The 24,649-nt window shown below is 53.6% G+C and carries 21 protein-coding genes; 12 read left to right on the top strand and 9 right to left on the bottom strand.

All coding sequences use genetic code 11. The features are described from left to right. The first annotated feature begins 29 nt into the window (after window positions 1-29). The 3 genes from fhuC to fhuB are packed head-to-tail and all read left to right on the top strand — an operon-like array spanning window position 30 to window position 3,696. Window positions 30-827: a Fe3+-hydroxamate ABC transporter ATP-binding protein FhuC gene (gene fhuC, locus AB4K05_RS16440; RefSeq protein WP_368481017.1), complete on the top strand. Its 798-nt coding sequence runs from the start codon at window positions 30-32 to the stop codon at window positions 825-827. Further along, the gene (gene fhuD / locus AB4K05_RS16435) at window positions 827-1,717 is read left to right on the top strand and encodes a Fe(3+)-hydroxamate ABC transporter substrate-binding protein FhuD (RefSeq protein WP_368481016.1); all 891 of its coding nucleotides are present in this window, start codon (window positions 827-829) and stop codon (window positions 1,715-1,717) included. Before fhuC ends, fhuD begins: the two co-directional genes overlap by 1 nt. Then, the gene (fhuB, locus tag AB4K05_RS16430) at window positions 1,714-3,696 is read left to right on the top strand and encodes a Fe(3+)-hydroxamate ABC transporter permease FhuB (protein WP_368481015.1); all 1,983 of its coding nucleotides are present in this window, start codon (window positions 1,714-1,716) and stop codon (window positions 3,694-3,696) included. Before fhuD ends, fhuB begins: the two co-directional genes overlap by 4 nt. 95 nt (window positions 3,697-3,791) lie before the next feature. On the opposite strand, the gene hemL is transcribed toward fhuB, so the two are convergent. Both hemL and AB4K05_RS16420 read right to left on the bottom strand, forming a co-directional pair. Next, window positions 3,792-5,072, bottom strand: a complete 1,281-nt coding sequence (gene hemL, locus AB4K05_RS16425; RefSeq protein ID WP_368481014.1) for a glutamate-1-semialdehyde 2,1-aminomutase — start codon at window positions 5,070-5,072, stop codon at window positions 3,792-3,794. Window positions 5,073-5,184: 112 nt separating this feature from the next. After that, window positions 5,185-5,919, bottom strand: a complete 735-nt coding sequence (locus AB4K05_RS16420) for a GntR family transcriptional regulator (protein ID WP_368481013.1) — start codon at window positions 5,917-5,919, stop codon at window positions 5,185-5,187. A gap of 463 nt (window positions 5,920-6,382) precedes the next feature. Here AB4K05_RS16420 and tkt point away from each other — a divergent pair, with 463 nt between their 5' ends. The 6 genes from tkt to erpA all read left to right on the top strand — a co-directional run bounded on the left by tkt (window position 6,383) and on the right by erpA (window position 12,712). Further along, window positions 6,383-8,374: a transketolase gene (tkt, locus tag AB4K05_RS16415; RefSeq protein ID WP_368481012.1), complete on the top strand. Its 1,992-nt coding sequence runs from the start codon at window positions 6,383-6,385 to the stop codon at window positions 8,372-8,374. Window positions 8,375-8,413: 39 nt separating this feature from the next. Next, a complete protein-coding gene (locus AB4K05_RS16410; protein WP_368481011.1) occupies window positions 8,414-8,878 on the top strand; it encodes a PTS sugar transporter subunit IIA in 465 nt (154 codons plus the stop codon). Window positions 8,879-8,910: 32 nt separating this feature from the next. After that, window positions 8,911-9,183: a PTS sugar transporter subunit IIB gene (locus AB4K05_RS16405; protein ID WP_368481010.1), complete on the top strand. Its 273-nt coding sequence runs from the start codon at window positions 8,911-8,913 to the stop codon at window positions 9,181-9,183. Between the two features lie 38 nt (window positions 9,184-9,221). Beyond that, window positions 9,222-10,586, top strand: a complete 1,365-nt coding sequence (locus AB4K05_RS16400; protein WP_368481009.1) for a PTS ascorbate transporter subunit IIC — start codon at window positions 9,222-9,224, stop codon at window positions 10,584-10,586. 280 nt (window positions 10,587-10,866) lie between these two features. After that, window positions 10,867-12,285 carry a H(+)/Cl(-) exchange transporter ClcA gene (clcA, locus tag AB4K05_RS16395; RefSeq protein ID WP_368481008.1) on the top strand — a complete coding sequence of 473 codons (1,419 nt, stop codon included), beginning with the start codon at window positions 10,867-10,869 and terminating at the stop codon, window positions 12,283-12,285. Window positions 12,286-12,367: 82 nt separating this feature from the next. Continuing rightward, complete coding sequence (gene erpA / locus AB4K05_RS16390) at window positions 12,368-12,712, top strand: iron-sulfur cluster insertion protein ErpA (protein WP_368481007.1); 345 nt, start codon at window positions 12,368-12,370, stop codon at window positions 12,710-12,712. Between the two features lie 105 nt (window positions 12,713-12,817). Here erpA and AB4K05_RS16385 read toward each other — a convergent pair whose 3' ends face one another. Genes AB4K05_RS16385 through mtnN form a run of 3 tightly spaced genes read right to left on the bottom strand, consistent with a single transcriptional unit; the run spans window position 12,818 to window position 14,947 of the window. Beyond that, a complete protein-coding gene (locus tag AB4K05_RS16385) occupies window positions 12,818-13,441 on the bottom strand; it encodes a TRIC cation channel family protein (protein WP_368481006.1) in 624 nt (207 codons plus the stop codon). Between the two features lie 14 nt (window positions 13,442-13,455). After that, entirely contained in the window at window positions 13,456-14,256 is an 801-nt protein-coding gene (gene btuF, locus AB4K05_RS16380; protein ID WP_368481005.1) for a vitamin B12 ABC transporter substrate-binding protein BtuF, read from the bottom strand. Then, window positions 14,249-14,947 (bottom strand): 5'-methylthioadenosine/S-adenosylhomocysteine nucleosidase, encoded by a 699-nt coding sequence (gene mtnN / locus AB4K05_RS16375; RefSeq protein ID WP_368481004.1) that lies wholly within the window; start codon window positions 14,945-14,947, stop codon window positions 14,249-14,251. The genes btuF and mtnN overlap by 8 nt, the downstream gene beginning before the upstream one ends. A 97-nt stretch (window positions 14,948-15,044) precedes the next feature. Between mtnN and dgt the strand changes: the two genes are divergently transcribed. The 3 genes from dgt to cdaR all read left to right on the top strand — a co-directional run bounded on the left by dgt (window position 15,045) and on the right by cdaR (window position 19,458). Next, window positions 15,045-16,559: a dGTPase gene (gene dgt / locus AB4K05_RS16370; protein WP_368481003.1), complete on the top strand. Its 1,515-nt coding sequence runs from the start codon at window positions 15,045-15,047 to the stop codon at window positions 16,557-16,559. Window positions 16,560-16,695: 136 nt separating this feature from the next. Continuing rightward, complete coding sequence (gene degP, locus AB4K05_RS16365) at window positions 16,696-18,141, top strand: serine endoprotease DegP (RefSeq protein WP_368481002.1); 1,446 nt, start codon at window positions 16,696-16,698, stop codon at window positions 18,139-18,141. Window positions 18,142-18,300: 159 nt separating this feature from the next. After that, complete coding sequence (gene cdaR / locus AB4K05_RS16360) at window positions 18,301-19,458, top strand: DNA-binding transcriptional regulator CdaR (protein ID WP_333499079.1); 1,158 nt, start codon at window positions 18,301-18,303, stop codon at window positions 19,456-19,458. Between the two features lie 191 nt (window positions 19,459-19,649). Here cdaR and AB4K05_RS16355 read toward each other — a convergent pair whose 3' ends face one another. The 4 genes from AB4K05_RS16355 to map all read right to left on the bottom strand — a co-directional run bounded on the left by AB4K05_RS16355 (window position 19,650) and on the right by map (window position 24,531). Further along, window positions 19,650-20,036 (bottom strand): DUF3461 family protein, encoded by a 387-nt coding sequence (locus AB4K05_RS16355; RefSeq protein WP_368481001.1) that lies wholly within the window; start codon window positions 20,034-20,036, stop codon window positions 19,650-19,652. A gap of 108 nt (window positions 20,037-20,144) precedes the next feature. Then, window positions 20,145-20,969 (bottom strand): 2,3,4,5-tetrahydropyridine-2,6-dicarboxylate N-succinyltransferase, encoded by an 825-nt coding sequence (gene dapD / locus AB4K05_RS16350; protein WP_052285401.1) that lies wholly within the window; start codon window positions 20,967-20,969, stop codon window positions 20,145-20,147. Between the two features lie 33 nt (window positions 20,970-21,002). Then, window positions 21,003-23,675 (bottom strand): bifunctional uridylyltransferase/uridylyl-removing protein GlnD, encoded by a 2,673-nt coding sequence (gene glnD, locus AB4K05_RS16345; RefSeq protein ID WP_368481000.1) that lies wholly within the window; start codon window positions 23,673-23,675, stop codon window positions 21,003-21,005. A 61-nt stretch (window positions 23,676-23,736) separates the two neighbouring features. Next, a complete protein-coding gene (gene map / locus AB4K05_RS16340; RefSeq protein WP_368480999.1) occupies window positions 23,737-24,531 on the bottom strand; it encodes a type I methionyl aminopeptidase in 795 nt (264 codons plus the stop codon). Window positions 24,532-24,649 lie beyond the last annotated feature (118 nt).

Here is a 24,649-nt window from a genome sequence, read left to right as displayed (position 1 = left end):
TTTCCGCGCCCTTTAACATGTTGACGGTTATGCAGGACAACACAACTCATTCTGATACGACCTTTTCTCTCGAACAGGTCGTTTTTCGCGTTCCTGGGCGTACGCTTCTCCATCCACTTTCCTTAACCTTTCCTGCGGGTAAAGTGACCGGACTTATTGGTCATAACGGTTCAGGCAAATCTACGCTGCTGAAAATGCTGGGCCGCCATCAGCCGCCGTCCGAAGGGGAAATCCTGCTGGACAACCAGCCGCTGGCGAGCTGGAACAGTAAAGCGTTTGCCCGCAAAGTCGCCTATCTGCCGCAGCAACTGCCGCCGGCGGAAGGGATGACGGTGCGCGAGTTGGTGGCGATTGGTCGTTACCCGTGGCATGGTGCGTTGGGGCGTTTTGGCGTGGCCGATCGTGAAAAGGTCGATGAAGCCATTGCGCTCGTGGGCTTGAAACCACTAGCACAGCGCTTGGTCGACAGTCTCTCCGGCGGCGAACGTCAGCGCGCATGGATAGCGATGCTGGTGGCGCAGGACAGCCGTTGTCTGCTGCTGGATGAGCCGACCTCAGCGCTGGATATCGCGCACCAAGTTGACGTGCTGGCGCTGGTGCACCGTTTAAGCGAACAACGTGGTCTGACGGTGATTGCCGTGCTGCATGATATCAACATGGCGGCGCGCTACTGCGACTATCTGGTGGCGCTGCGCGGCGGAGAAATGATCGCCCAAGGCACGCCAAATGAACTGATGCGCAGTGAGACGCTGGAAAAAATCTACGGCATCCCTATGGGCATCCTGCCTCATCCAGCCGGTGCCGCACCGGTAAGTTTTGTCTATTGATGACCGCTTCAAATCTGATTAGCCGCCGCCGTTTATTGACGGCGATGGCGCTCTCACCGCTGCTGTGGCAGATGCAAAAAGCGCAGGCTGCGCCTGTTAGCGCCGAACGAATTGTGGCGCTGGAGTGGCTGCCCGTCGAGCTGATGCTGGCGCTGGGCGTCACGCCTTATGGTGTGGCGGATATTCCCAACTACCGGATGTGGGTCAACGAACCGGTGCTGCCGGACTCGGTGATCGATGTCGGGCTGCGTACCGAACCGAACCTTGAACTGCTGACGCAGATGAAGCCATCGATGCTTGTCTGGTCGGCAGGCTATGGCCCTTCGCCGGAAATACTGGCAAAAATCGCCCCTGGCCGGAGTTTTGCCTTCAGCGACGGCAAACAGCCGCTGGCTCAGGCGCGTCGCTCTTTGTTGGACATGGCCGCGATGCTCGACAAAGAGGCGGTGGCGCAGCGTCACTTAGTGGAGTTTGATGGTTTTATCGACTCCCTGAAACCGCGCTTTAAAAACCGGGGCGACCGCCCGCTGCTGATGGTGTCGCTGCTAGACCCGCGCCACATGCTGGTGTTCGGCCCTAACTGCCTGTTCCAAGAAGTGCTCGACAGGCTGGGTGTGAAAAATGCCTGGCAGGGCGAAACCAATTTCTGGGGCAGTACGGTGGTCGGGATCGATCGCTTAGCGGCATTTAAAGACGTTGATGTCCTGTGCTTTGAGCATGGTAACGAAGCCGGTATGCGCCAGCTTACCGCAACGCCGCTGTGGCAGGCGATGCCGTTTGTTCGCGCTAACCGCATCCAGGTTGTCCCGGCGGTTTGGTTCTATGGCGCGACGCTGTCGGCGATGAATTTTGCCCGTATTTTAGATAATGCTCTGGGAGGCAAGGCGTGAAAGCAAAACTGTCGCCATTTGCCGCCATCTTACTGTTCGCACTGTTCGTTGCCGCGCTCGCGTTGACTTGGTTTAACTTCTCTATCGCGCTGCCCAATAACCTGTGGTTTAAGGCAATGCGTCAACCGAATATCGATGCCATCGATCAGATGCTGTTCCACTACAGCCTGCTACCGCGCTTGGCGGTTTCGCTGTTGGTTGGCGCAGGTTTGGGGCTGGTGGGCGTGCTATTCCAGCAGGTGCTGCGGAACCCATTGGCGGAGCCGACTACGCTTGGCGTGGCAACCGGCGCGCAGCTTGGGATGACCGTGACCACGCTGTGGGCGGTGCCGGGGGTACTGACCCCACAGTTCGCGGCGCTAGCGGGAGCCTGTATCGTGGGCGCGCTGGTGTTTGGCGTAGCGTGGGGCAAACGTGTCTCGCCGGTGACCCTGATTTTGGCGGGTCTGGTTGTTAGCCTCTACTGCGGTGCCATCAACCAACTGATGGTGCTGTTCCATCATGACCAGTTGCAAAGCATGTTTTTGTGGAGCACCGGGACGCTAACGCAGACCGACTGGAGCGTAGTCCAGCGCCTGTGGCCGCAGCTGCTGGGCGGCGTGATGTTGACGCTGCTACTGCTGCGCCCATTGACTCTGATGGGACTGGATGACGGCGTAGCCCGTAACCTTGGGCTGGCGCTATCTCTGGCGCGTCTGGGGGCGCTGACGCTGGCGATTGTCATCAGCGCCTTCCTTGTCAATGCGGTTGGGATCATCGGTTTTATCGGCCTGTTTGCGCCGCTGCTGGCGAAAATGCTCGGCGCGCGACGCCTGCTATCGCGCTTGCTGCTGGCGCCGTTGATTGGCGCGCTGATCCTGTGGCTATCCGATCAGCTGATCCTCTGGCTGACTCGCGTATGGATGGAAGTCTCTACCGGTTCGATCACCGCGCTGATTGGCGCGCCGCTGCTATTGTGGTTGCTGCCACGCTTGCGCAGCATGAGCGCACCGTCAATGAACACCAGCGAAAGCGTTGCCAACGAGCGCCATCACGTTCAATGGTTTGCACTGGGTGGGCTGATTATTTTGCTCACGGCGGTCTTTGTCGCGATGGCACTGGGACGCGATGCGCAAGGCTGGCATTGGGCTACCGGCTCTCTGCTCGATGAACTGTTGCAATGGCGCTGGCCGCGTATCGCCTCGGCGCTGATTGCTGGGGTGATGCTGGCGGTAGCAGGCTGCATCATTCAACGTTTAACCGGCAACCCGATGGCGAGCCCTGAAGTGCTGGGGATAAGCTCCGGTGCTGCATTTGGCGTGGTGCTGATGCTATTTATCGTTCCGGGCAATGCCTTTGGCTGGCTGCTGCCCGCCGGGAGCGTTGGTGCGGCGGTGACGCTTATCGTTATCCTGATTGCCGCAGGGCGCGGCGGATTTTCACCGCAGAGAATGCTGTTGGCGGGGATGGCGCTGAGCACGGCCTTTACCATGCTATTGATGATGCTGCAGGCCAGCGGGGATCCGCGAATGGCTCAGATCCTGACGTGGATTTCCGGCTCGACCTATAATGCGACCGGCAAGCAGGTTGCGCAGTCAGCGGTGGCGATGGTTGTGCTGGTGATGTTGGTCCCGCTGTGTCGTCGCTGGCTCACCATTTTGCCGCTCGGCGGCGAAACCGCGCGTTCAATTGGCATGGCGCTGACACCTGCGCGCGTGGGCCTGCTGCTGCTGGCGGCCTGTCTGACGGCGGCGGCCACTTTGACCATCGGGCCGTTAAGCTTCGTAGGGCTTATGGCACCGCATATCGCGCGGATGATGGGCTTCCGTCGGACGATGCCGCATATTGTGATTTCGGCACTGATCGGCGGGTTGCTGCTGGTCTTTGCCGACTGGTGCGGCCGAATGCTGATGTTCCCGTATCAGATCCCCGCAGGGCTGCTGTCGACCTTTATCGGCGCACCGTACTTTATCTATCTGCTAAGAAAGCAGAGCCGATAAAAAAGCCGGATAGCATTTGCGCTTATCCGGCCTTTGAAAAGGGCACCTATGTAGGCCGGGTAAGGCGAAGTCGCCCCCCGGCATTGGTGCCAGACTTACAGCTTAGCGAACACCCGACGCGCTGCGTCGATGGTGTTATTGATATCATCTTCGCTGTGGGCAATTGACATAAAGCCCGCCTCAAACGCCGATGGCGCAAGGTAAACGCCTTCATCAAGCATCAGGTGGAAGAAACGCTTAAAGCGTTCGACATCGCACTTCAGCACATCTTGATAGCAGGTCACTTCTTTCGCATCGGTGAAGAAAATGCCGAACATGCCGCCGACGTTGTTCACCACCAGTGGAATGCCCGTTTCGTTTGCTGCGTCCAGCAGCCCTTGCGCTAGTTGATTGGTCAATTCGGTCAGGGTTTCATGAACCCCTGGCTGGGCGACTTCGGTTAGACAGGCGAAGCCTGCGGCCATGGCGATAGGGTTACCGGAAAGCGTACCAGCCTGGTATACCGGGCCGGTCGGAGCCAGCGCGTCCATGACGTCGCGGCGGCCACCGAATGCGCCAACCGGCATCCCGCCGCCAATGATTTTGCCAAGGCAGGTTAAATCCGGTTCTACGCCGTAGTAATCCTGTGCACCGGCCAGTGCGACACGGAAGCCGGTCATCACTTCGTCAATAATCAGCAGCGCGCCGAATTCATCACACAATTCGCGCAGGCCCGGCAGGAAATCTGGCTGCGGCGGGATGCAGTTCATGTTACCGGCAACCGGCTCAACGATGATGCAAGCGACTTCCTGTGGGAACTGTTCGAACGCGGCGCGGACGGACGCCAGATCGTTGTAGGTGCAGGTAAGGGTATGTTTGGCAAAATCGGCCGGCACACCTGGCGAGTTTGGCTGGCCGAGGGTCAGCGCACCGGAACCGGCTTTGACCAGCAGGCAGTCCGCGTGACCGTGGTAGCACCCTTCAAATTTGATGATTTTATCGCGGCCGGTAAAGCCACGTGCTAGGCGAATTGCGCTCATGGTCGCTTCGGTGCCCGAGTTAACCATACGCACCATGTCCATGGTTGGCACCAGTTCGGTAACCAGTTTCGCCATGGTGACTTCCATCTCAGTTGGCGCGCCGAAGCTCAAGCCACGCTCTGCAGCCTCAATCACCGCATTACGAATAGCAGGGTGGTTGTGACCCAGAACCATCGGCCCCCAAGAACCGACATAATCGATATAGGCTTTGCCATCGACATCATACAGATACGCGCCATCCGCACGTTCGATAAACAGCGGCGTTCCGCCAACGCCGGTGAAGGCACGTACCGGCGAGTTCACGCCGCCGGGAATCAGTTCACGCGCAGCGCTATAGAGATTTTCAGATTTGCTCATTGCCAGGTTCCTGGTAGGTGAAAAAAGTTTTGCCCGTTATTCTAAGTTATTACGTGGAGGTTATGAAATTTTTGGCCATTTGGGCGTGAAGGGGATGCGGGAACGACCCGCATTATGAGCGGGTTGAGTTTTGTCTTAGTGGGAAAATACGTGTGTTAATGATGGCAATATTGACCTCGCAGGGGGTGCCATCGTCCAGATAAACGGTTTCGTCAATTTCCATAACGGCATCATTTTCTTTCAGATTCAGCAGACTCATGATGTCTTCATCGACCAGATTTATCGAGGTTAAATTCTGATCCCGACGCTGGACTTTTTTCCCGGTAATACTTTCGATATAGCTGTATTTGGATATTTCGAGCTGACTTAATTCCATACTGGTGAACATATTGACCGGTAGATGGATATGCTCCAGCGCCACGGGGATATCGTCAAAGCACATCAGGCGTAGGATTTTATATATCTGGTCGCTATTTTTGATGCGTAATGACTGCGCCATTTCGGGCGTGGGAACTTTCATTATGCTGAATTTTATGACTTTTCTGACACCTTTATGGCCGTTCTTTTGCGCCTGGAAATCAAAAGGTGAAAGCGCGTGGAATCGTCCCAAGTGATTACTTTTACCGATTGAGCCCACGAATAAACCTGAGCCTTTCACACGATAAATGCGCTGCTGCTCAATGAGCAGACGTGTGGCTTCGCGCACCGTTGCCCGCGTGATGCCGATATTTTTGGCAATCGCAATCTCGGTGTCCAGTTTATCCCCGGGTAAAAGGTTGTCCGTCTTTATTTTCCTGAGAATGTAATCGACTACCTCTTTTTGCTTCTCTGTGATGCCATCAACCATCGACTTTCTTCCTAACCAATGTGAGCGCTAGCGCTACGGAGTCCTGTTTACAGATATGCCTTACTTTGTTTTCCGCCTACCAGACAGTTCACGTCATATTGTGAGCAAGTTAACGAATTTGATCGAACAAACCCGGCATCTCGATAAAAACCATTTTTGCATATTGTATCTGGACACGTCTATGTGCATCATCAAGATGACTAGACAAGTGAAACATGTATAGACTTGTTTTTTCTAGGCGTAAGAATGCAGGGTGAAGTGAAGATAGATATTCATTTCATTGTATTTTAACGACTATTTATTACTTCTTTGCCGAGTTGGATGTTAGTGGCGTTGATGGGCGTGTCCGAACGATACAACGATAAAAATAAACGATGAGCGCGACATGTCTGTTCATGCTGGGCTGGTGGAAAATCCAGAAACGTTATTCTTGAATGCATAATCTAGGGTAAGAGAGAGACGTATGATCAACAGAAAGCTAGCGAATGCCATTAGGATCCTGAGCATTGATGCGATCCAGAAAGCCAACTCAGGCCACCCGGGTGCACCAATGGGAATGGCTGATATTGCTGAGGTTGTATGGCGTCGCCACCTGCGCCATAACCCGAAAAATCCGCAATGGCCCAACCGCGATCGCTATGTGCAGTCAAACGGTCATGGCTCAATGCTGGTCTACTCTCTGCTGCACCTGACGGGTTACGACCTCGGCATGGATGATATTCGTGATTTCCGCCAGCTGCACTCCCGCACCCCAGGCCACCCAGAGTATGGCTACACCCCCGGTGTTGAAACGACGACCGGCCCACTGGGGCAGGGCGTGGCAAATGCGGTAGGAATGGCGATTGCCGAAAAAGCGCTAGCTGCAGAATTTAATAAGCCGGGCTTTGATATCGTTGACCACCACACTTGGCTATTTCTCGGTGACGGCTGCCTGATGGAAGGCATCTCTCATGAGGCATGTAGTCTTGCTGGAACGTTGGCGCTGGGCAACCTGATTGCCGTTTGGGACGATAACGGCATCTCTATTGACGGTCATGTGGAAGGGTGGTTTGCAGAAGATACCGCCGCACGTTATCGCGCCTACGGCTGGCATGTGATTGAAGGCATTGATGGTCACGATCCGCAGGCCGTAGATGCTGCGGTACAGGAAGCCAAAAGCGTTACCGACAAGCCTAGCCTCCTGTGCTGCAAAACCATTATCGGTTTCGGTTCGCCGAATAAAGCTGATAGCCATGAATGCCATGGCTCGGCGCTGGGCGCTGATGAAGTTGCTCGGGTTCGTGAGCAGCTGCAGTGGCCGTACCCGCCATTCGAAATTCCGGCCGATATTTACGCGGCCTGGGATGCCACAGAAAAAGGCGCGCAGTATCAGCAGGAGTGGGACGCTCTGTTTGCCGCTTATGCGCAGCAGTGGCCGGCGCTGGCAGCCGAGTTTACCCGTCGGATGAAAGGCGATCTCCCGGCCGAGTGGTCGGCGAATATGCAGCAGTATGTGCATGAGTTACAGGCCAATCCGGTGGCACTGGCTACGCGCCAGGTCAGCCAAAACTGTTTGAATTTCTTCGCGGATATGCTGCCGGAACTGATGGGCGGCTCGGCGGATCTTTCCCCGTCTAACCTGACCCGACACCAGAAGTCCGTGGATTTTTCCGCCACAAACGCAGGTGGAAACTATATCTCCTATGGCGTGCGTGAGTTTGGTATGTCAGCCATCATGAATGGTTTGGCACTACATGGCGGGTTTATCCCCTACGGCGGCACGTTCCTGATGTTTATGGAGTACGCACGCAACGCGCTGCGAATGGCGGCGTTGATGAAAATCCGTTCCGTATTTGTCTATACCCACGACACGATAGGTCTTGGTGAAGATGGCCCAACGCACCAGCCTGTTGAACAGCTGGCCTCGCTGCGCCTGACGCCAAATATGGAAACCTGGCGCGGATGCGATCAGGTTGAGGTTGCAGTCTCTTGGCAGCAGGCAATCGAACGCAAAGATGGGCCATCCGCGCTCGTGCTTACTCGCCAGCCACTTGCACAACAGCCCCGCAGTGACGCGCAGCTCAACAATATTTCCCGCGGTGGATATGTGTTAGTGGACTGCGAAGGGACGCCAGAATTGATTTTGATATCAGCAGGCTCAGAAATTGAACTGGCGGTTGCCGCCGCCCAGACATTACGGCAGGAAGGCCGCCGCGTCCGCGTTGTCTCCATGCCATGCACTGAACGCTTTGATAATCAGGATGAGGCATATAAAGAAGCCGTTCTGCCAAAACACGTTCGCTGCCGTTTGGCGATTGAAGCCAGCATTGAAGGGTTCTGGCAACGCTACACCGGATTGGATGGCAAAGTTATCGGCATGAGCTCATTTGGTGAGTCGGCGCCGGCTAGCGTGCTGTTCAAATACTTTGGTTTTACGAAAGAGAATGTGACTGAAACTGCGCGTAGCATGCTTTAGTCGCCACTTTTTTATCATTGAGAACGACAGGTAATATCCATGCCAACATTATCTAACTGGCTGAATAAAAATAAAATTCAGTATGTGGAATCCGTTGCTGACTGGAAAGAAGCGATTCAGATTGCGGCCCGTCCGCTGCTGGATGAAGGCGCAATTTCAGCAGATTACGTTGATACGATAATCAAACAGAAAGAAGAGATCGGGCCGTACTTCGTGATTGCGCCACGTATTGCGATGCCGCATACGCGTCCAGAACACGGTGCAAAAGCACTGGGGCTATCGATTGTGAAGCTGGGGCAGGCGGTCGAATTCAACTCTGAAGAAAACGATCCGGTTGATGCGATTTTTATGTTCTCGGCGCCTGACAGCAACAGCCATATTGAAATGATATCTCAGCTCGCTGAAGTGCTCTGTGATGATGAAGTCATGCAGAGAATCTTCAATAGCCAAAGTTCAGAAGCGTTACAGGGCATCTTGCTCGGTGAAACATCAGCTTCTTGTTAAATATACCCTAATCGAAAAATATGAGGTCAATTATGAAAATTATGGCGGTATGTGGTTCAGGTCTGGGTAGCAGCTTTATGATGGAAATGAACATCAAGAAAGTGCTCAAAAAAATTAATGTCACCGCTGACGTTGAACATTCGGATTTAGGCTCAGTGACGCCCGATCTCGCGGACGTATTTGTCATGGCGAAAGACATCGCTTTCAGCGCAAATTTGCCGGCGGATAAAGTTATTATTATCAATAACATTATTGACTTAAATGAAGTTGAACAAAAAATAAAAGACTACTTCGACCAGCAATAATCAAGTGGGCAAGAAAATACCCTGCGACAGAGGTTAATATGTTTGTTCAAAACTTTTTACAGCTTATTGTTGATATCCTGAAGGTGCCATCAATCCTTGTCGGGTTGGTTGCGTTGTTTGGTTTGGTTGCCCAAAAAAAATCATTCCCCGATGTGATTAAGGGCACCGTTAAAACGATTTTGGGTTTTTTGGTGCTATCCGGGGGCGCTATGGTCCTGGTTGGCTCGTTATCACCATTAGGTGATATCTTTAAGCAAGCCTTTGATGTGCAGGGTATTATCCCAAACAATGAAGCAATGGTTTCCATTGCGCTGGAAAAATATGGTGCACCGACAACGCTTATCATGGCCTTTGGCATGGTGGCGAACATTGTGGTTGCCCGGTTTACCCGTCTTAAATATATCTACCTCTCCGGACATGTGACTTTCTACATGGCCTGTATGGTGGCGATTATTCTTTCTGTCGCCGGTTTCGAGGGCGTGCAGCTTATTTATACCGGTTCACTCGCACTGGGTATGCTGATGGCGTTTTTCCCAGCCATTGCGCAGCCTTACATGCGTAAAATTATTGGTGGTGACCAGGTTGCGCTGGCGCATACCGGTACCATTGGCTATGTCCTTTCCGGTTGGATTGGCTCTAAGGTTGGTAAAGGTTCCAAATCTACCGAAGAAATGAACATGCCTAAGAACCTGAGCTTCTTACGCGACAGCACCATTTCTATCTCGCTGACCATGATGATCATCTATTTGATTCTTTCAGTGTCCGCCGGTAAAGAGTACGTCGAAAGCAATTTCAGCCATGGTCAAAACTACCTCGTTTATTCGTTTATTCAGGCAATTACGTTTGCGGCTGGGGTATTCATTATCCTTCAAGGGGTTCGCTTAATTCTTGCTGAAATCGTTCCTGCATTTACCGGTTTCTCTGAGCGCTTGGTGCCTAACGCTAGGCCGGCACTCGATTGCCCAATCGTCTTCCCGTACGCCCCTAACGCGGTATTGGTCGGATTTATCTCCAGCTTTATCGGCGGGTTGGTCGGTTTGTTTATCCTTGGACAGCTCAAATGGGTGCTGATCCTGCCAGGCGTTGTGCCTCACTTCTTCTGCGGTGCAACGGCAGGGGTGTTTGGTAATGCGACTGGGGGTAAACGCGGCGCTATCATCGGCGCATTCGCCCACGGTATTTTGATTACCTTCTTGCCTGTCGCGCTTATTCCTGTGCTCGGCGCGCTTGGGTTAACCAACACCACGTTCTCCGATACCGATTTTGGCGTCGTCGGCATTATCCTTGGCAACATGGCGCGCTTTATGACGCCAGGCACGATAACCATGACCATTACCGGCATCTTTGCTCTCCTTGTTATCTACAACTTCCTTGGCAAAAAGAAAGTTGCGGTAGAAGAGTAATGATTGAGTCGAAATAAAACATGCCTCCTTCATGGGGGCATGTTCAATATAAACGCCCGTCTAGTCAGGTGCAGGGATCGGATTATGTGGATGTTAACCGGTCTGTTTCTTTCATTGATCTTCTGCACCGCCTTCTATTTCTTCACGCTAACCGATGTTGAACTAAAATTTTACCCCGGTGCAACAAAGCATCACTGAGGCATTTTTTTCGCGACGCCGCGCGCATGTGTGGTTAAAATGCCCTCCCTTCCCATTTGTATTACCAATTAGTGATGACGTGATGAAAGCAGAAATAACTCCTTTGGAGGCACAACGGATCGTTCATTTACGCCGCCGCGATGTGGTGCGCAAATTATTGAACCGGGATAAGACGCCGCTGATGGTGCTGCTGGCGGCCGCCGTGGTGGGTTCCCTCGTGGGATTTGTCGGCGTGGCGTTTGAACATGCGGTGAACTGGGTGCAAAACGCGCGTATCGGGACGCTGGCGCAGGTGGCTAACCACTGGTTTATTGTGTGGCCGTTGGCATTTATTTTGTCCGCCCTGCTGGCGATGGTGGGCTACTGGCTGGTGCGTCGCTTTGCGCCAGAAGCCGGTGGATCGGGTATTCCAGAAATTGAAGGTGCGCTCGAAGAACTCCGCCCAGTGCGCTGGTGGCGGGTGTTGCCGGTGAAGTTCGTTGGCGGTATGGGGACGCTAGGCGCGGGGATGGTGCTGGGGCGTGAAGGGCCAACGGTACAAATCGGCGGCAATATTGGACGCATGGTGGGAGATATCTTCCGTCAACGTGGCGAAGAGTCCCGGCATACGCTGCTGGCGACCGGTGCGGCGGCGGGCCTTTCGGCGGCCTTTAACGCACCGCTGGCGGGCATTTTGTTTATCATTGAAGAGATGCGCCCGCAGTTCCGCTATAGCCTTATCTCTATTAAAGCGGTGTTCGTGGGCGTGATTATGTCGAGCATTGTATTTCGCATCTTCAATGGCGAAACGCCGGTGATTGAAGTCGGAAAGCTGACTAACGCTCCAGTGAACACGCTGTGGCTCTATCTGGTGCTGGGGATTATCTTCGGCTGTGTCGGCCCGTTATTTAATACGTTAGTGCTGAAAACCCAAGATATGTTCTTTCGTATTCACGGCGGAGATATCAAAAAATGGGTGCTGATTGGCGGCCTGATCGGCGGCGGTTGCGGTATTCTTGGGCTGATTCAGCCAGCAGCATCGGGCGGTGGGTTTAGCCTGATCCCGATTGCAGCGGCCGGTAACTACACCGTCGGTGCTCTGCTATTTTTGTTTGTTGCGCGTGTCGTGACCACGCTGCTGTGCTTCTCCTCGGGGGCTCCCGGCGGGATTTTTGCGCCGATGCTGGCGCTGGGTACGCTGCTGGGTACGGCATTTGGGATGGCGGCGATGAATCTTTTCCCGGCCTACCATCTGGAAGCGGGAACCTTTGCCATTGCCGGAATGGGGGCTCTGCTGGCCGCTTCCGTTCGCGCCCCGCTGACGGGAATCGTATTGGTGCTGGAAATGACCGATAATTATCAGCTCATTTTGCCAATGATTATTACCGGACTCGGTGCCACGCTATTAGCCCAGTTCCTCGGTGGACAGCCGCTCTACGCCACGATCCTAGCGCGAACCCTGGCAAAGCAGGAGGCTGAACAAGAGGCGAAAGCACAGCGGTCGGCTCCGGAGAATACTTGAACGATTTACTCGGGTATTAGATAATGACACAAAGAGTCGGGTGAATATTAGCCTGAACCTGCAGTATTAATGGGAGCAAAAAATGAGTGATGACGTAGTGCTGCCGCTGGAGTTTACCGACGCCGCAGCCAAAAAAGTAAAAGTCCTGATCGCGGATGAAGAAAATCCAAACCTGAAACTGCGCGTGTATATTACGGGCGGCGGCTGCAGCGGCTTCCAGTATGGTTTCACCTTTGATGACCAGGTAAACGACGGTGATATGACCATTGAAAGACAGGGCGTAGGCCTGGTGGTCGATCCGATGAGCTTGCAATATCTGGTCGGCGGTTCTGTGGATTATACCGAAGGGCTGGAAGGTTCTCGCTTTGTCGTGACCAACCCGAACGCGACCAGCACCTGTGGTTGTGGTTCTTCGTTCAGCATCTGATTGCTGTTCCTGATGCCGGATGGCGGCATAAATGCCTTATCCGGCCTACGGGAGTGTGCAGTTTGTAGGCCCGATAAGCGCCGCGCCATCGGGCATTACTCCACGCTATTTCCCCTGTTCGTCCAGCGCGAAGGTCGGCAGCTTCAGGTGCCAGCGAATCGCCGCCAGACGAATAGCCAGCGTCACCACCATTCCCATCATACTGGCATTTTCCAAAGGCATGCCGAAGGTATAGTAGGCCGTTGCGTGGACAATCCCGCCCACAATACAGGCTGTGGCATAGATTTCAGTGCGCAGGATCATCGGTACTTCACGTGCCAGCACGTCACGAATAATCCCGCCGCCGACGCCGGTTACCACGCCCATACATATCGCAACCAGTGGCCCTGAGTGGGCGATAAACGCTTTATTGACGCCAATACCGACAAAGACCGCCAGCCCGACGGCGTCCAGAACCGGCAAAACCCATTTAGGTAAACGGCGCGGCTGACGCACCAGTACGATAGTCAGCATACAGGTGACCATTGCCACCACCAGATCCGTAGGGTCTTTTACCCAAAATACCGGGCCGTTGGCCAGCGCCATATCGCGGATGGTGCCGCCACCCACCGCAGTAACCACCCCGAGCACCAAAACACCGAACGGATCCATACGCAGCTTACCCGCAAGCAAAACGCCGGAAACCGCGAAAACCATGGTGCCTACAATATCCAGCCAATAAACAAGCATGACCAATTATCCAATTAATGAACCTGCGCGAGTGCAGTACAGAGTTGTTTTGCGGCGAGGATAATACGTGGGCTTGCCCGTTCAAACCAGTCACTATTGAGAGGAATGATGGGGATTGTGAGCTGGCTGGCCCAGTAGTGCTGTATTTTCGGAATTTGACTCTCGTCGCCGGCGGCAACGATGACCTGCGGCTTACGCATCAGCACTTGTTCACGGCTAACCTGCGGCCAAGCAACGCGGCTGTCGGCGAAGATATTTTCACCGCCGCAAACTTCCAGCACCTGATTTTGAATCGCGCTTTTGTTACTGGTGAAAATGGGGTTAAAACCAAACTGCATAAACACCCGTTTTTTCGGCGCGTTTGCGTACTGCGCTTTTAGCTGTTGGTAGTCATGAAGCAGAGCTGCCGCCGCTTGTTCGGCTTTCTCGGGCGTCGGACTCCATTTCGCCAGTTGGTGCAGCGTGGCGGCAATCTCTTCAATACTGTGGGTATCAACCCATAAAACGGTGATCCCCAGCGTGCGCAGCTGGTTCACTTGGCGCTCGGCGTTACCTTCTTTCCATGCCAATACTAGGTCGGGATGCAGCGCGACAATACGTTCCAGATTGATCCCCTGCCATGAGGAAACCTGTTCAATCTCTTTGGCTTCGGCGGGATAGTCAGACCAGGCGCTGACACCAATAGGAGTGATGCCGGCAGCGAAGGCCAGTTCGGTATTCGCGGGGGAGAGGGAAATAACCCGCGGCGCAGCGGAAAGCCACGCCGGGGCACTAAGCAGCAGGGCGAATAGCCCGGTTATCAGCCGCTTAGCCACGCGCCAGCTTCTGCACCAGCGTTTCTACCATCAGGGTCGATTGCTTCGCCGCAACCGCCAAGAACTCGTCAAAGCTCAGATGGGACTGCTGATCGGCCACGTCGGAAATAGCGCGTACAACCACAAACGGAACGGCAAAGCTATGGCAAACGTGGGCAATCGCCGTCGCTTCCATTTCTACCGCAATGGCCTGCGGGAAGTTGCTACGGATTTTTGCCAGACCTACGGAACCGTTGATGAAGGCATCGCCGCTAACAATCAGGCCGCGCACAGCGTTCAAATCGAGGGATTTAATGCATTCTTCGGCGGCAGCAATCAGCTTATCATCCGCTTTGAAGGCCGCTGGACAACCTGCCATCTGGCCGATTTCATAGCCAAACGCGGTGACGTCTGCGTCGTGATAGCGCGCTTCGTCGGAGACGACGATATCGCCCACTTTCAGAGTTGGTGCGAGGCCGCCTGCGGAACCGGTATTAATGATGACATCCGGCTGGCAGCGTTCCAGCAGCAGGGCCGCGCCCATTGCAGCGGCGACTTTACCAATGCCGGATTTCAGTAACGCGACGTCAACGCCATTCAGCTGGCCGGTGTAGATTTCACTGCCGCCAATGGTGATGGTCTGACGATTTTCGATTTTGTCACGCAGCAGCGTAACTTCTTCTTCCATTGCGCCAATAATGCCGATTTTCATAGATTTACTCGCGATATGCCATGTTTAAAGGCATAGTCTATCATGCGGTTCAGGGGAAGCGCATTGCTTGCAATAAAGAGCTCGTGACGGAGAAGCTATGGCTACGATTGATTTTCGCAATAAAATTAACTGGCGTCGGCGCTATCGTTCACCGCAGGGCGTCAGTTCTGAACATGAGATCCTGCGTATTTTCGAAAGCGATCGTGGACGTATTATTAACTCTCCGGCGATTCGCCGACTGCAGCAAAAAACGCAGGTTTTCCCGCTTGAGCGCAACGCGGCAGTGCGCACGCGCCTGACACATTCAATGGAAGTACAGCAGGTTGGGCGCTACATCGCCAAAGAGATCATTAGCCGCCTAAAAGAGCAAAAGCTGCTCGGAACCTATGGGCTGGACGAACTCACCGGCCCGTTTGAAAGTATTGTTGAGATGGCGTGCCTGATGCACGACATTGGTAACCCGCCGTTTGGTCATTTTGGTGAAGCGGCAATTAACGACTGGTTCAGTCAACGGCTGGCGCCGAAAGATGCTCGCCAGCAGCCGCAAAGCCATGACCGCTGTGATGTCATCGCCCTGCAGCTGCGGGAAGGCGAAGAAGCGCTCAACGTGCTGCGCAGTAAGGTTCGCCAGGATTTGTGCCATTTTGAGGGCAATGCGCAGGGCATCCGCCTGGTGCATACCTTGATGCGTATGAACCTAACCTGGGCGCAGGTGGGATGCATTTTAAAATATACCCGCCCGGCGTGGTGGGCGAACGACGTGCCGAAAACACACAGCTATTTAATGAAAAAACCGGGCTATTATCTGGCCGAAGAGCACTATATTGAGCGCTTACGTAAAGAACTGGATTTGGCCCCTTACAATCGCTTCCCATTAACTTGGATTATGGAGGCGGCCGACGATATTTCTTATTGCGTTGCCGATCTTGAGGATGCGGTAGAAAAAAGAATATTCAGCGTTGAGCAGCTTTACCAACATTTATATGAAGCATGGCCTGAGCATACTAAAGGTTCGCTGTTTTCACAGGTCGTGGAAAACGCTTGGGATAAATCTCGTGCTAATTCGTTAAGTCGAAGCGCGGAAGATCAGTTTTTCATGTATTTGCGGGTAAATACATTAAATAAACTGGTGCCTTATGCGGCCCAGCGATTTATAGATAATCTACCGCAAGTTTACGATGGTGATTTTAACCATGCGCTGCTGGAAGATGAAAGTAGCTACAGCAAACTACTTGCCTTATACAAAAATGTGGCAAGGAAACATGTGTTTAGCCATCCTGAAGTTGAGCAGTTGGAATTACAGGGTTATCGGGTGATTGGTGGCCTGTTGGATATTTATTCACCACTGTTAAAATTATCGCTGAGTGAATTTAGTGAGCTGGTGGAACAGGAGAGAGTGCGTCATCTACCAATAGAATCGCGGCTTTTTTGCAAGCTCTCAACACGTCATCGTTTGGCATACGTTGAGGCGGTTAATAAAATTTCGCGTGCATCCGTGGAATTTCCGGTAATGGAATATTATTATCGCTGTCGCCTGATTCAGGACTATATCAGCGGTATGACCGATCTCTACGCGTGGGATGAATATCGACGGTTGATGGCGGTGGAATAATCAGAAGTTTTGTAAAGATGCTCAATAAATTTTTACTTTTCCCATGTGTAGTTGCAGGGAACTTAGTGCCATAAAGTGAATCTGATTAGTCACGAACATCGTAACTTTGCGTAATCTGAAATTGAGATTGAAACACATGAAAAAAACCACGTTAGCAATGAGTGCACTGGCTCTTAGTTTAAGTCTGGCTCTGTCTCCGTTGTCCGCTAGCGCGGCCGAGACGGCATCTTCCACTGCATCCGCAGCGCAACCTATGCCAAGCCTAGCGCCGATGCTGGAAAAGGTTATGCCATCTGTCGTCAGCATTAATGTTGAAGGCAGCACAACGGTAAATACCCCGCGTATGGGGCGTAACTTCCAGCAGTTCTTTGGTGACAATTCGCCGTTCTGCCAGGATGGTTCTCCGTTCCAGAGCTCACCTTTCTGTCAGGGTGGCGCGGGTCCAAACGGCGGTAATGGCGGCGATCAACAGCAGCAACAGAAATTTATGGCGCTGGGTTCCGGCGTGGTGATTGACGCGGCCAAAGGTTACGTCGTGACCAACAACCACGTGGTGGATAACGCCAGCGTCATTAAAGTACAGCTTAGCGATGGCCGTAAGTTTGATGCGAAAGTAGTGGGTAAAGACCCGCGCTCTGATATCGCGCTGATTCAGATTCAGGACCCCAAAAACCTAACCGCGATTAAGCTGGCGGATTCCGATGCCCTGCGCGTTGGTGACTATACTGTGGCTATCGGTAACCCGTTTGGTCTGGGTGAAACCGTGACCTCGGGTATTGTGTCGGCGCTTGGCCGTAGCGGTCTGAATCTGGAAAACTACGAGAACTTTATTCAGACTGATGCCGCGATTAACCGTGGTAACTCAGGCGGCGCGTTGGTTAACCTGAACGGTGAGCTTATCGGGATCAACACCGCGATCCTCGCACCGGACGGTGGCAACATCGGTATCGGTTTTGCTATCCCAAGTAACATGATGAAAAACCTCACCGACCAGATGGTGAAATTCGGCCAAGTTAAGCGCGGTGAGCTGGGCATTATGGGGACCGAGTTGAACTCTGAACTGGCGAAAGCCATGAAGGTTGATGCTCAGCGTGGCGCCTTCGTAAGCCAGGTCATGCCGAATTCCTCTGCGGCGAAAGCGGGCATTAAAGCCGGTGACGTGATTACCGCCCTGAACGGTAAACCGATCAGCAGCTTTGCCGCCCTGCGTGCGCAGGTTGGTACAATGCCAATTGGCAGCAAAATCAGCCTCGGCCTACAGCGTGATGGCAAACCGCTGACGGTCGAAATTGAACTGCAGCAGAGTAGCCAGAATCAGGTGGATTCCAGCTCTATCTTCAGCGGTATTGAAGGTGCTGAGATGAGCAATAAAGGCCAAGACAAAGGCGTAGTGGTGAGCTCTGTGAAAGCAGGCACTCCGGCGGCGCAGATTGGCCTGAAGAAGGGTGATGTGATTGTCGGCGCTAACCAGCAGGCGGTGAAAAATATCGCCGAGTTGCGCAAAATCCTCGACAGCAAACCTTCTGTACTGGCGCTGAATATTCAGCGTGGCGATAGTTCTATCTATCTGCTGATGCAGTAATCTCCCCTCTAAACCCTTTCCCCTGATGGGGGAAGGGTTTCTCTTTGCGTTATGTGAAGCCTCCCACAACTCCATAGATCTCAACCGTGCTTTGTGCATTTGCACAGTGCGGGCCTTTCCCATCTTTCCTATCATGTAACCTGCTCACAGGAGGGGTTCATGGCTAGCTGGCATCTCGATACTAAAATGGCGCAGGATATCGTGGCGCGCACCATGCGCATTATCGATACCAACATCAACGTAATGGACGCCCGTGGGCGCATTATTGGCAGCGGCGATCGCGAGCGTATTGGTGAATTGCACGAAGGCGCGTTGCTGGTGCTGTCTCAGGGACGCGTTGTTGACATTGATGATGCGGTCGCTCGCCATCTGCACGGGGTGCGCCAGGGGATTAACCTGCCGCTGCGTCTGGAAGGGGAGATCGTCGGCGTTATCGGTCTAACCGGTGAGCCGGAGACGCTGCGTAAGTACGGTGAGCTGGTCTGTATGACGGCAGAGATGATGTTGGAGCAATCGCGGCTGATGCATCTGCTGGCGCAGGATAGCCGCCTGCGTGAAGAGTTGGTGATGAACCTGATTCAGGCTGAGGAAAATACGCCAGCGCTGACCGAATGGGCACAGCGCTTGGGTATCGATCTCAATCAGCCGCGCGTGGCCGCGGTGGTGGAGGTCGACAGCGGACAGCTAGGTGTCGATAGCGCGATGGCTGAACTGCAGCAGCTGCAAAATGCGCTGACCACGCCGGAGCGCAATAATCTAATAGCGATTGTGTCGTTGACCGAAATGGTAGTGCTGAAACCGGCGTTGAATCAGTTTGGCCGCTGGGATGCTGAAGATCACCAAAAACGGGTTGAGCAGTTGATTTCGCGGATGAAGGAAAACGGGCATTTGCGCTTCCGCGTCGCACTGGGCAACTACTTTACTGGACCGGGCAGCATTGCTCGTTCCTATCGTACCGCACGCACCACCATGATGGTCGGCAAACAGCGCATGCCCGAGAGTCGCAGCTATTTTTATCAGGATTTGATGCTGCCGGTGCTACTGGATAGTCTGCGGGGCGGCTGGCAGGCCAATGAACTCTCGCGCCCGCTTATGCGTTTGAAAGCGATGGATAATAACGGCCTGCTGCGTCGGACGCTGGCCGCGTGGTTTCGCCACAACGTCCAGCCGCTGGCGACTTCGAAGGCGCTGTTTATTCACCGTAATACGTTGGAGTATCGGTTGAATCGAATTTCGGAGCTGACGGGGTTGGATCTGGGGAATTTTGACGACAGGCTGTTGCTGTATATCGCCTTACAACTGGATGAGCAGCGGTAGGTAAACGTGCCGCGTAGGCCTGATAAGCGTAGCGCTATCAGGCTCCACCGCGCACATTGCCGGATGGCGGCGTGGCCTTATCCGGCCTACACGGCTCAGACACCCCGTAGGCCTGATAAGCGTCGCGCCATCAGGCAAAAATGCCGGGTGGCGGCGTCGCCTTACCCGGCCTACGAACACATCATACGCTGTTACTTACGCGTCAGTTTTTCCAGATCGGCTTCAATTTCACTGATCTTATTGGTGACGACGCTTTCCAGATGACGCAGATCGTCTAGGATCTTACGCTTGAGGTCGACTTCGGTACGATCGCGCTGGCAGATTTGATCCAATTCATCAATCACATAGCGGAGGTTAGGGCTGATTTCCTGCACCTCTTTAAAACCTTGTCCTACGCCATCGGCGGCCACGGTTTTACGTTGGCGTGGATACTTGAACTTCACGCTCTTGGCGAAAAATTCCCCTTTATCCTTCTGGAAATAGATTTTTAGGATATCGTTATTGGCTTCCTGCCGGAGGCTGTAACGATCGATTTCATCGGGATTGGTAATGCCCAAACTTTTCAGATTATCGTACATAGCGGCACCCTTGATCTAAATTAACTATTGAATAATTAACGAAAAAATCATTTTCCGCCAGCTTACGAATAAAAAAAAGCGGGGTAGCCCCCGCTTTTACACATCGTATTAATCGATGGTACGTAGCAGTTCGTTGATGCCCACTTTGCCGCGGGTTTTCGCATCCACTTTCTTCACGATAACTGCGCAGTACAGGCTGTACTTGCCGTCTTTTGATGGCAGGTTGCCGGACACCACCACGGAGCCCGCAGGTACGCGGCCGTAGAAGACTTCGCCAGTTTCACGGTCGTAGATTTTGGTGCTCTGGCCCAGGTACACGCCCATGGAGATAACGGAACCTTCTTCAACAATCACGCCTTCTACAACTTCGGAACGTGCGCCGATGAAGCAGTTGTCTTCAATGATGGTTGGGTTAGCCTGCAGTGGTTCCAGAACGCCACCGATGCCGACGCCGCCGGACAGGTGAACGTTTTTACCAATCTGCGCACAGGAGCCGACGGTCGCCCAGGTATCAACCATGGAACCTTCGTCAACGTATGCGCCGATGTTCACATAGGATGGCATCAGCACGGTGTTGCGCGCGATGTATGCGCCCTGGCGTACGGCTGCCGGTGGTACCACGCGGAAACCTTCTTTCTGGAAACGCGCTTCGTCGTAGTCAGCGAATTTCATTGGTACTTTATCGAAGTAGCGGCTTTCTGCACCGTCGATAACCTGGTTATCGTTAATACGGAAAGAGAGCAGAACCGCTTTCTTTAGCCATTGGTGAGTGACCCACTGGCCATCGATTTTTTCAGCGACACGCAGCGCACCGGAATCCAGCAGAGAAATAACCTGATTCACCGCTTCGCGGGTTACGGTATCCACATTTGCCGGCGTGATGTCGGCGCGACGCTCAAAGGCGGACTCAATAACGTTCTGTAATTGCTGCATTGTTTACTCTTTCCATTTACTAATAAAAAATCGTTACCCTTTATCGTTTGGATTGAGGGCTGCTGTCAACCGTTGTTGCACTTCTTGTTGCAGCACATTATTAAGGGCACGCCGGTCGGCGGTGGCGATTATAAATAAATCTTCTACTCGTTCACCAATTGTCGTAATTCTCGCCCCGTGAAGTGAAATACCGAGGTCGGCGAACACCTGTCCAACACGTGCGAGCAGGCCCGGCTGATCGAGCGCAATCAGTTCCAGGAACGACCGTTTGTCGGTATGGGTCGGCAGGAAATTGACTTCGGTATCGACCGAGAAGTGACGCAGTTTTGCCGCTTGCCTGCGCGGTTGTGGTGCCTGCCAGCTGCGCTGGGTAATCGCCTGTTCAAGCCCCAAACGAATGGCCTCATGGCGATCGCTGGAGAGCGGACTGCCGTCCGGCTCAAGCACGATAAACGAGTCCATTGCCATGCCGTCGCGGGTGGTGAAGATCTGCGCATCGTGCACGCTAAGGTTGCGGCGGTCGAGTTCGGCGCAGACGGCGGCAAAGAGGTAAGGGCGATCAGGGCTCCAAATAAAGATTTCTGTGCCGCCACGCGTGGCCTGCGGGCTCAGCAGGATCATCGGCTGATTGAGATCATGCTTGAGCAGGTGGCGGGCATGCCATGCCAGCTGATTTGGCGTATGGCGAACAAAGTAGTTGGCGCGACAGCGGTTCCAGATTTGGTGCAGCGCTTCCTCATTGATATTGTCCATCCGCAGCAGCGCCAGCGCCTGCATTTGATGATGGCGTACGCGCTCGCGCATATCCGGCGTGTTCTGCATGCCACGGCGCAGCTGTTTTTCGGTCGCGAAGTAGAGTTCGCGCAACAGGCTCTGCTTCCAGCTATTCCACAGGGTTTCATTGGTCGCGCAGATGTCCGCCACCGTCAGACACACGAGGAAGCGCAAACGATGCTCAGTCTGCACCTCTTCGGCGAACTGTTTAATCACTTCCGGGTCCTGAATGTCACGCCGCTGGGCGGTGACTGACATCAGCAGATGCTGGCGCACCAGCCATGCAACTAACTGGGTTTCACGTGAGTTCAGACCGTGCAGCTCGGCAAATTTGAGCACGTCCTGAGCGCCCAGCACCGAGTGGTCACCGCCGCGGCCTTTCGCGATGTCGTGGAACAACGCGGCAATCAGAATCAACTCTGGGTGGTTCAACCGTGGCCAGAGATCGACGCACAGCGGGTGACGCGGGCGGGTCTCCTCACGGGCAAAACTTTCCAGCTTCAGCAACACGCGGATGGTGTGTTCATCCACGGTATAAGCGTGGAATAGATCGAACTGCATCTGCCCAACAATATGCGACCACTGCGGCATGTAGGCCCACAGCACGCTGTGGCGATGCATGGGCAGCAAACCACGGCTGACGGCGCCTTGATGACGCAGCATGCTCAGGAACAACTCGCGGGCTTCCGGGATATAGCACAGCGGTTGACTCAGGTGGCGGCGAGCATGGCGTAGATGCCGCAACGTGGTCGAGTAAATACCGGTAATGCTGCTGTTACGCACCATGATGTGGAACATCCGCAGAATGGCCTGCGGCTCACGGATGAATAACGTGTCGTCGCGCAGGTCAATCAGCGTGCCACGCAGTTGGAAATCGTCATCGATAGCCCGTGGTTTTTCATCTTCGGTCAGCGCGAGAATGGCTTCATCGAACAGCTGCAACAGCATGTGATTAAGCTCGCCCACCCGGCGGGTGACGCGGTAGAAGTCCTTCATCATGTGTTCGATAGGCTGATTGCCTTCACCGGCATATTTCAGCCGCTGCGCCACGCTCAGTTGGCGGTCGAACAGCAGACGGTTATCGTAGCGATTAAGCTCAAGATGCAGAGCAAAACGAATGCGCCACAGCAGATGTAGACATTCGTTTAGCTCGTTACGTTCCGCTTCGGTTAGGAAGCCAAAGCTGACCATTTCATCAAGCGAGGTGGCGCCAAAGTGGCGACGCGCGACCCACTGAATGGTGTGAATATCCCGCAGGCCGCCGGGGCTGCTTTTGATGTCTGGCTCGAGATTGTAGCTAGTGCCATGGTAGCGCTGGTGGCGGGCTTCCTGTTCGGCGACCTTGGCTGGGAAGAAGGTTTCTGACGGCCAGAAGCCCTCGCTGAAGACGTTTTTTTGCAGTTCGAGGAATAGCGCAACGTCGCCAATCAGCAGGCGGGATTCAATGAGGTTGGTGGCGACGGTTAAATCCGATAGCCCTTCCAGCAAGCACTCTTCTAACGTTCGTACGCTATGGCCGACTTCCAGCTTGAGATCCCAAAGCAGCGTCAGCAGTTCGCCAATTTTTTGCGCCTGCTCATCGGGCAGTTTTTGGCGGCTTAGGATTAGCAAATCAACGTCGGACAGCGGATGCAGTTCGCCACGGCCATAGCCGCCAACGGCAACTAGGGCGGCATCTTCGACTTCACCAAAACCGTATAACAGCCATAGGCGTTGAAGGAGTTGGTCAATAAACTCAGTGCGGGCCTCAACCAATTGCTCTGCGGAGATCCCGCTGTCGAATGCTTCCCCTAGCCAACGCTGAAAATTATCGAGGCGAGTTTTAATCTCCACGCAGTTCAGCGTGTCCTGTGGCCAATCCACCGGGTTTTCCGGCTGATTAGGCAGGGTGGGGTGAATTGCGCATGCCAGTTCAGGTAAGGAGTTCGTCATCAGACCACCCATAAGAAAAAACTATCACCCATAAAAAAAGCCGGCAATCGCCGGCTTTTCGTTATTCGTTGTGCGAGATTATCGCCGGGATGGTGTCATCCTTGCGTAACGTCAGTATTTCGCAGCCGTTGTCGGTTACCACAATAGTATGCTCGTACTGTGCAGACAAGCTACGGTCTTTGGTTTTTACCGTCCAGCCATCTTTCATGGTACGGATTTCTTTCTTGCCGGCGTTCACCATCGGTTCGATGGTGAAGGTCATGCCCTGCTTTAATACCACGTCGGTTTCGCGTGAGTCGTAGTGCAGTACCTGCGGTTCTTCGTGGAAGCCGCGACCGATGCCGTGTCCACAGTATTCGCGCACCACGGAGAAACCTTCTGCTTCGACGAATTTCTGGATAGCTGCGCCAATTTCGCGCAGGTTAACGCCTGGCTTCACCATTCTCAGCGCGACGTACAGGCTCTCTTTGGTCACGCGGCACAGACGCTCGCCGAGGATCGTCGGTTTGCCGACGATAAACATTTTCGAGGTGTCGCCGTGGAACTCATCTTTGATGACGGTGACGTCGATATTGACGATGTCGCCGTCTTTCAGATGCTTTTCATCATCCGGAATACCGTGACACACCACTTCGTTAATCGAGATGCAGACCGATTTCGGGAAGCCGTGATAGTTCAGGCATGCGGAGATGGCTTTCTGCTCGTTGACAATATAATCGTTACAGATGCGATCCAATTCACCGGTGGTGACGCCAGGTTTGACGTGCGGTTCAATCATTTCCAGCACTTCAGCGGCTAAACGGCCGGCAACGCGCATTTTTTCAATATCTTCAGGGGTCTTAATAGAAATAGCCATGGAATATGTCCATCAGTGTCGATTTTTTCGACAATAATTGAGTATTAGTGTTGTCAATGTTAACAGCCAGGAGCCATCCCTGCCAAATTGAGAATGATTCTGAACTTCGCCTTTCGTG

The sequence above is a fragment of the Kluyvera sp. STS39-E genome (assembly GCF_040932435.1).
Taxonomy (GTDB): Bacteria; Pseudomonadota; Gammaproteobacteria; order Enterobacterales; family Enterobacteriaceae; genus Kluyvera.
The sequence above is the reverse complement of the archived record's forward strand: the minus strand, read 5'-3'. Positions and strand labels throughout refer to the sequence as shown.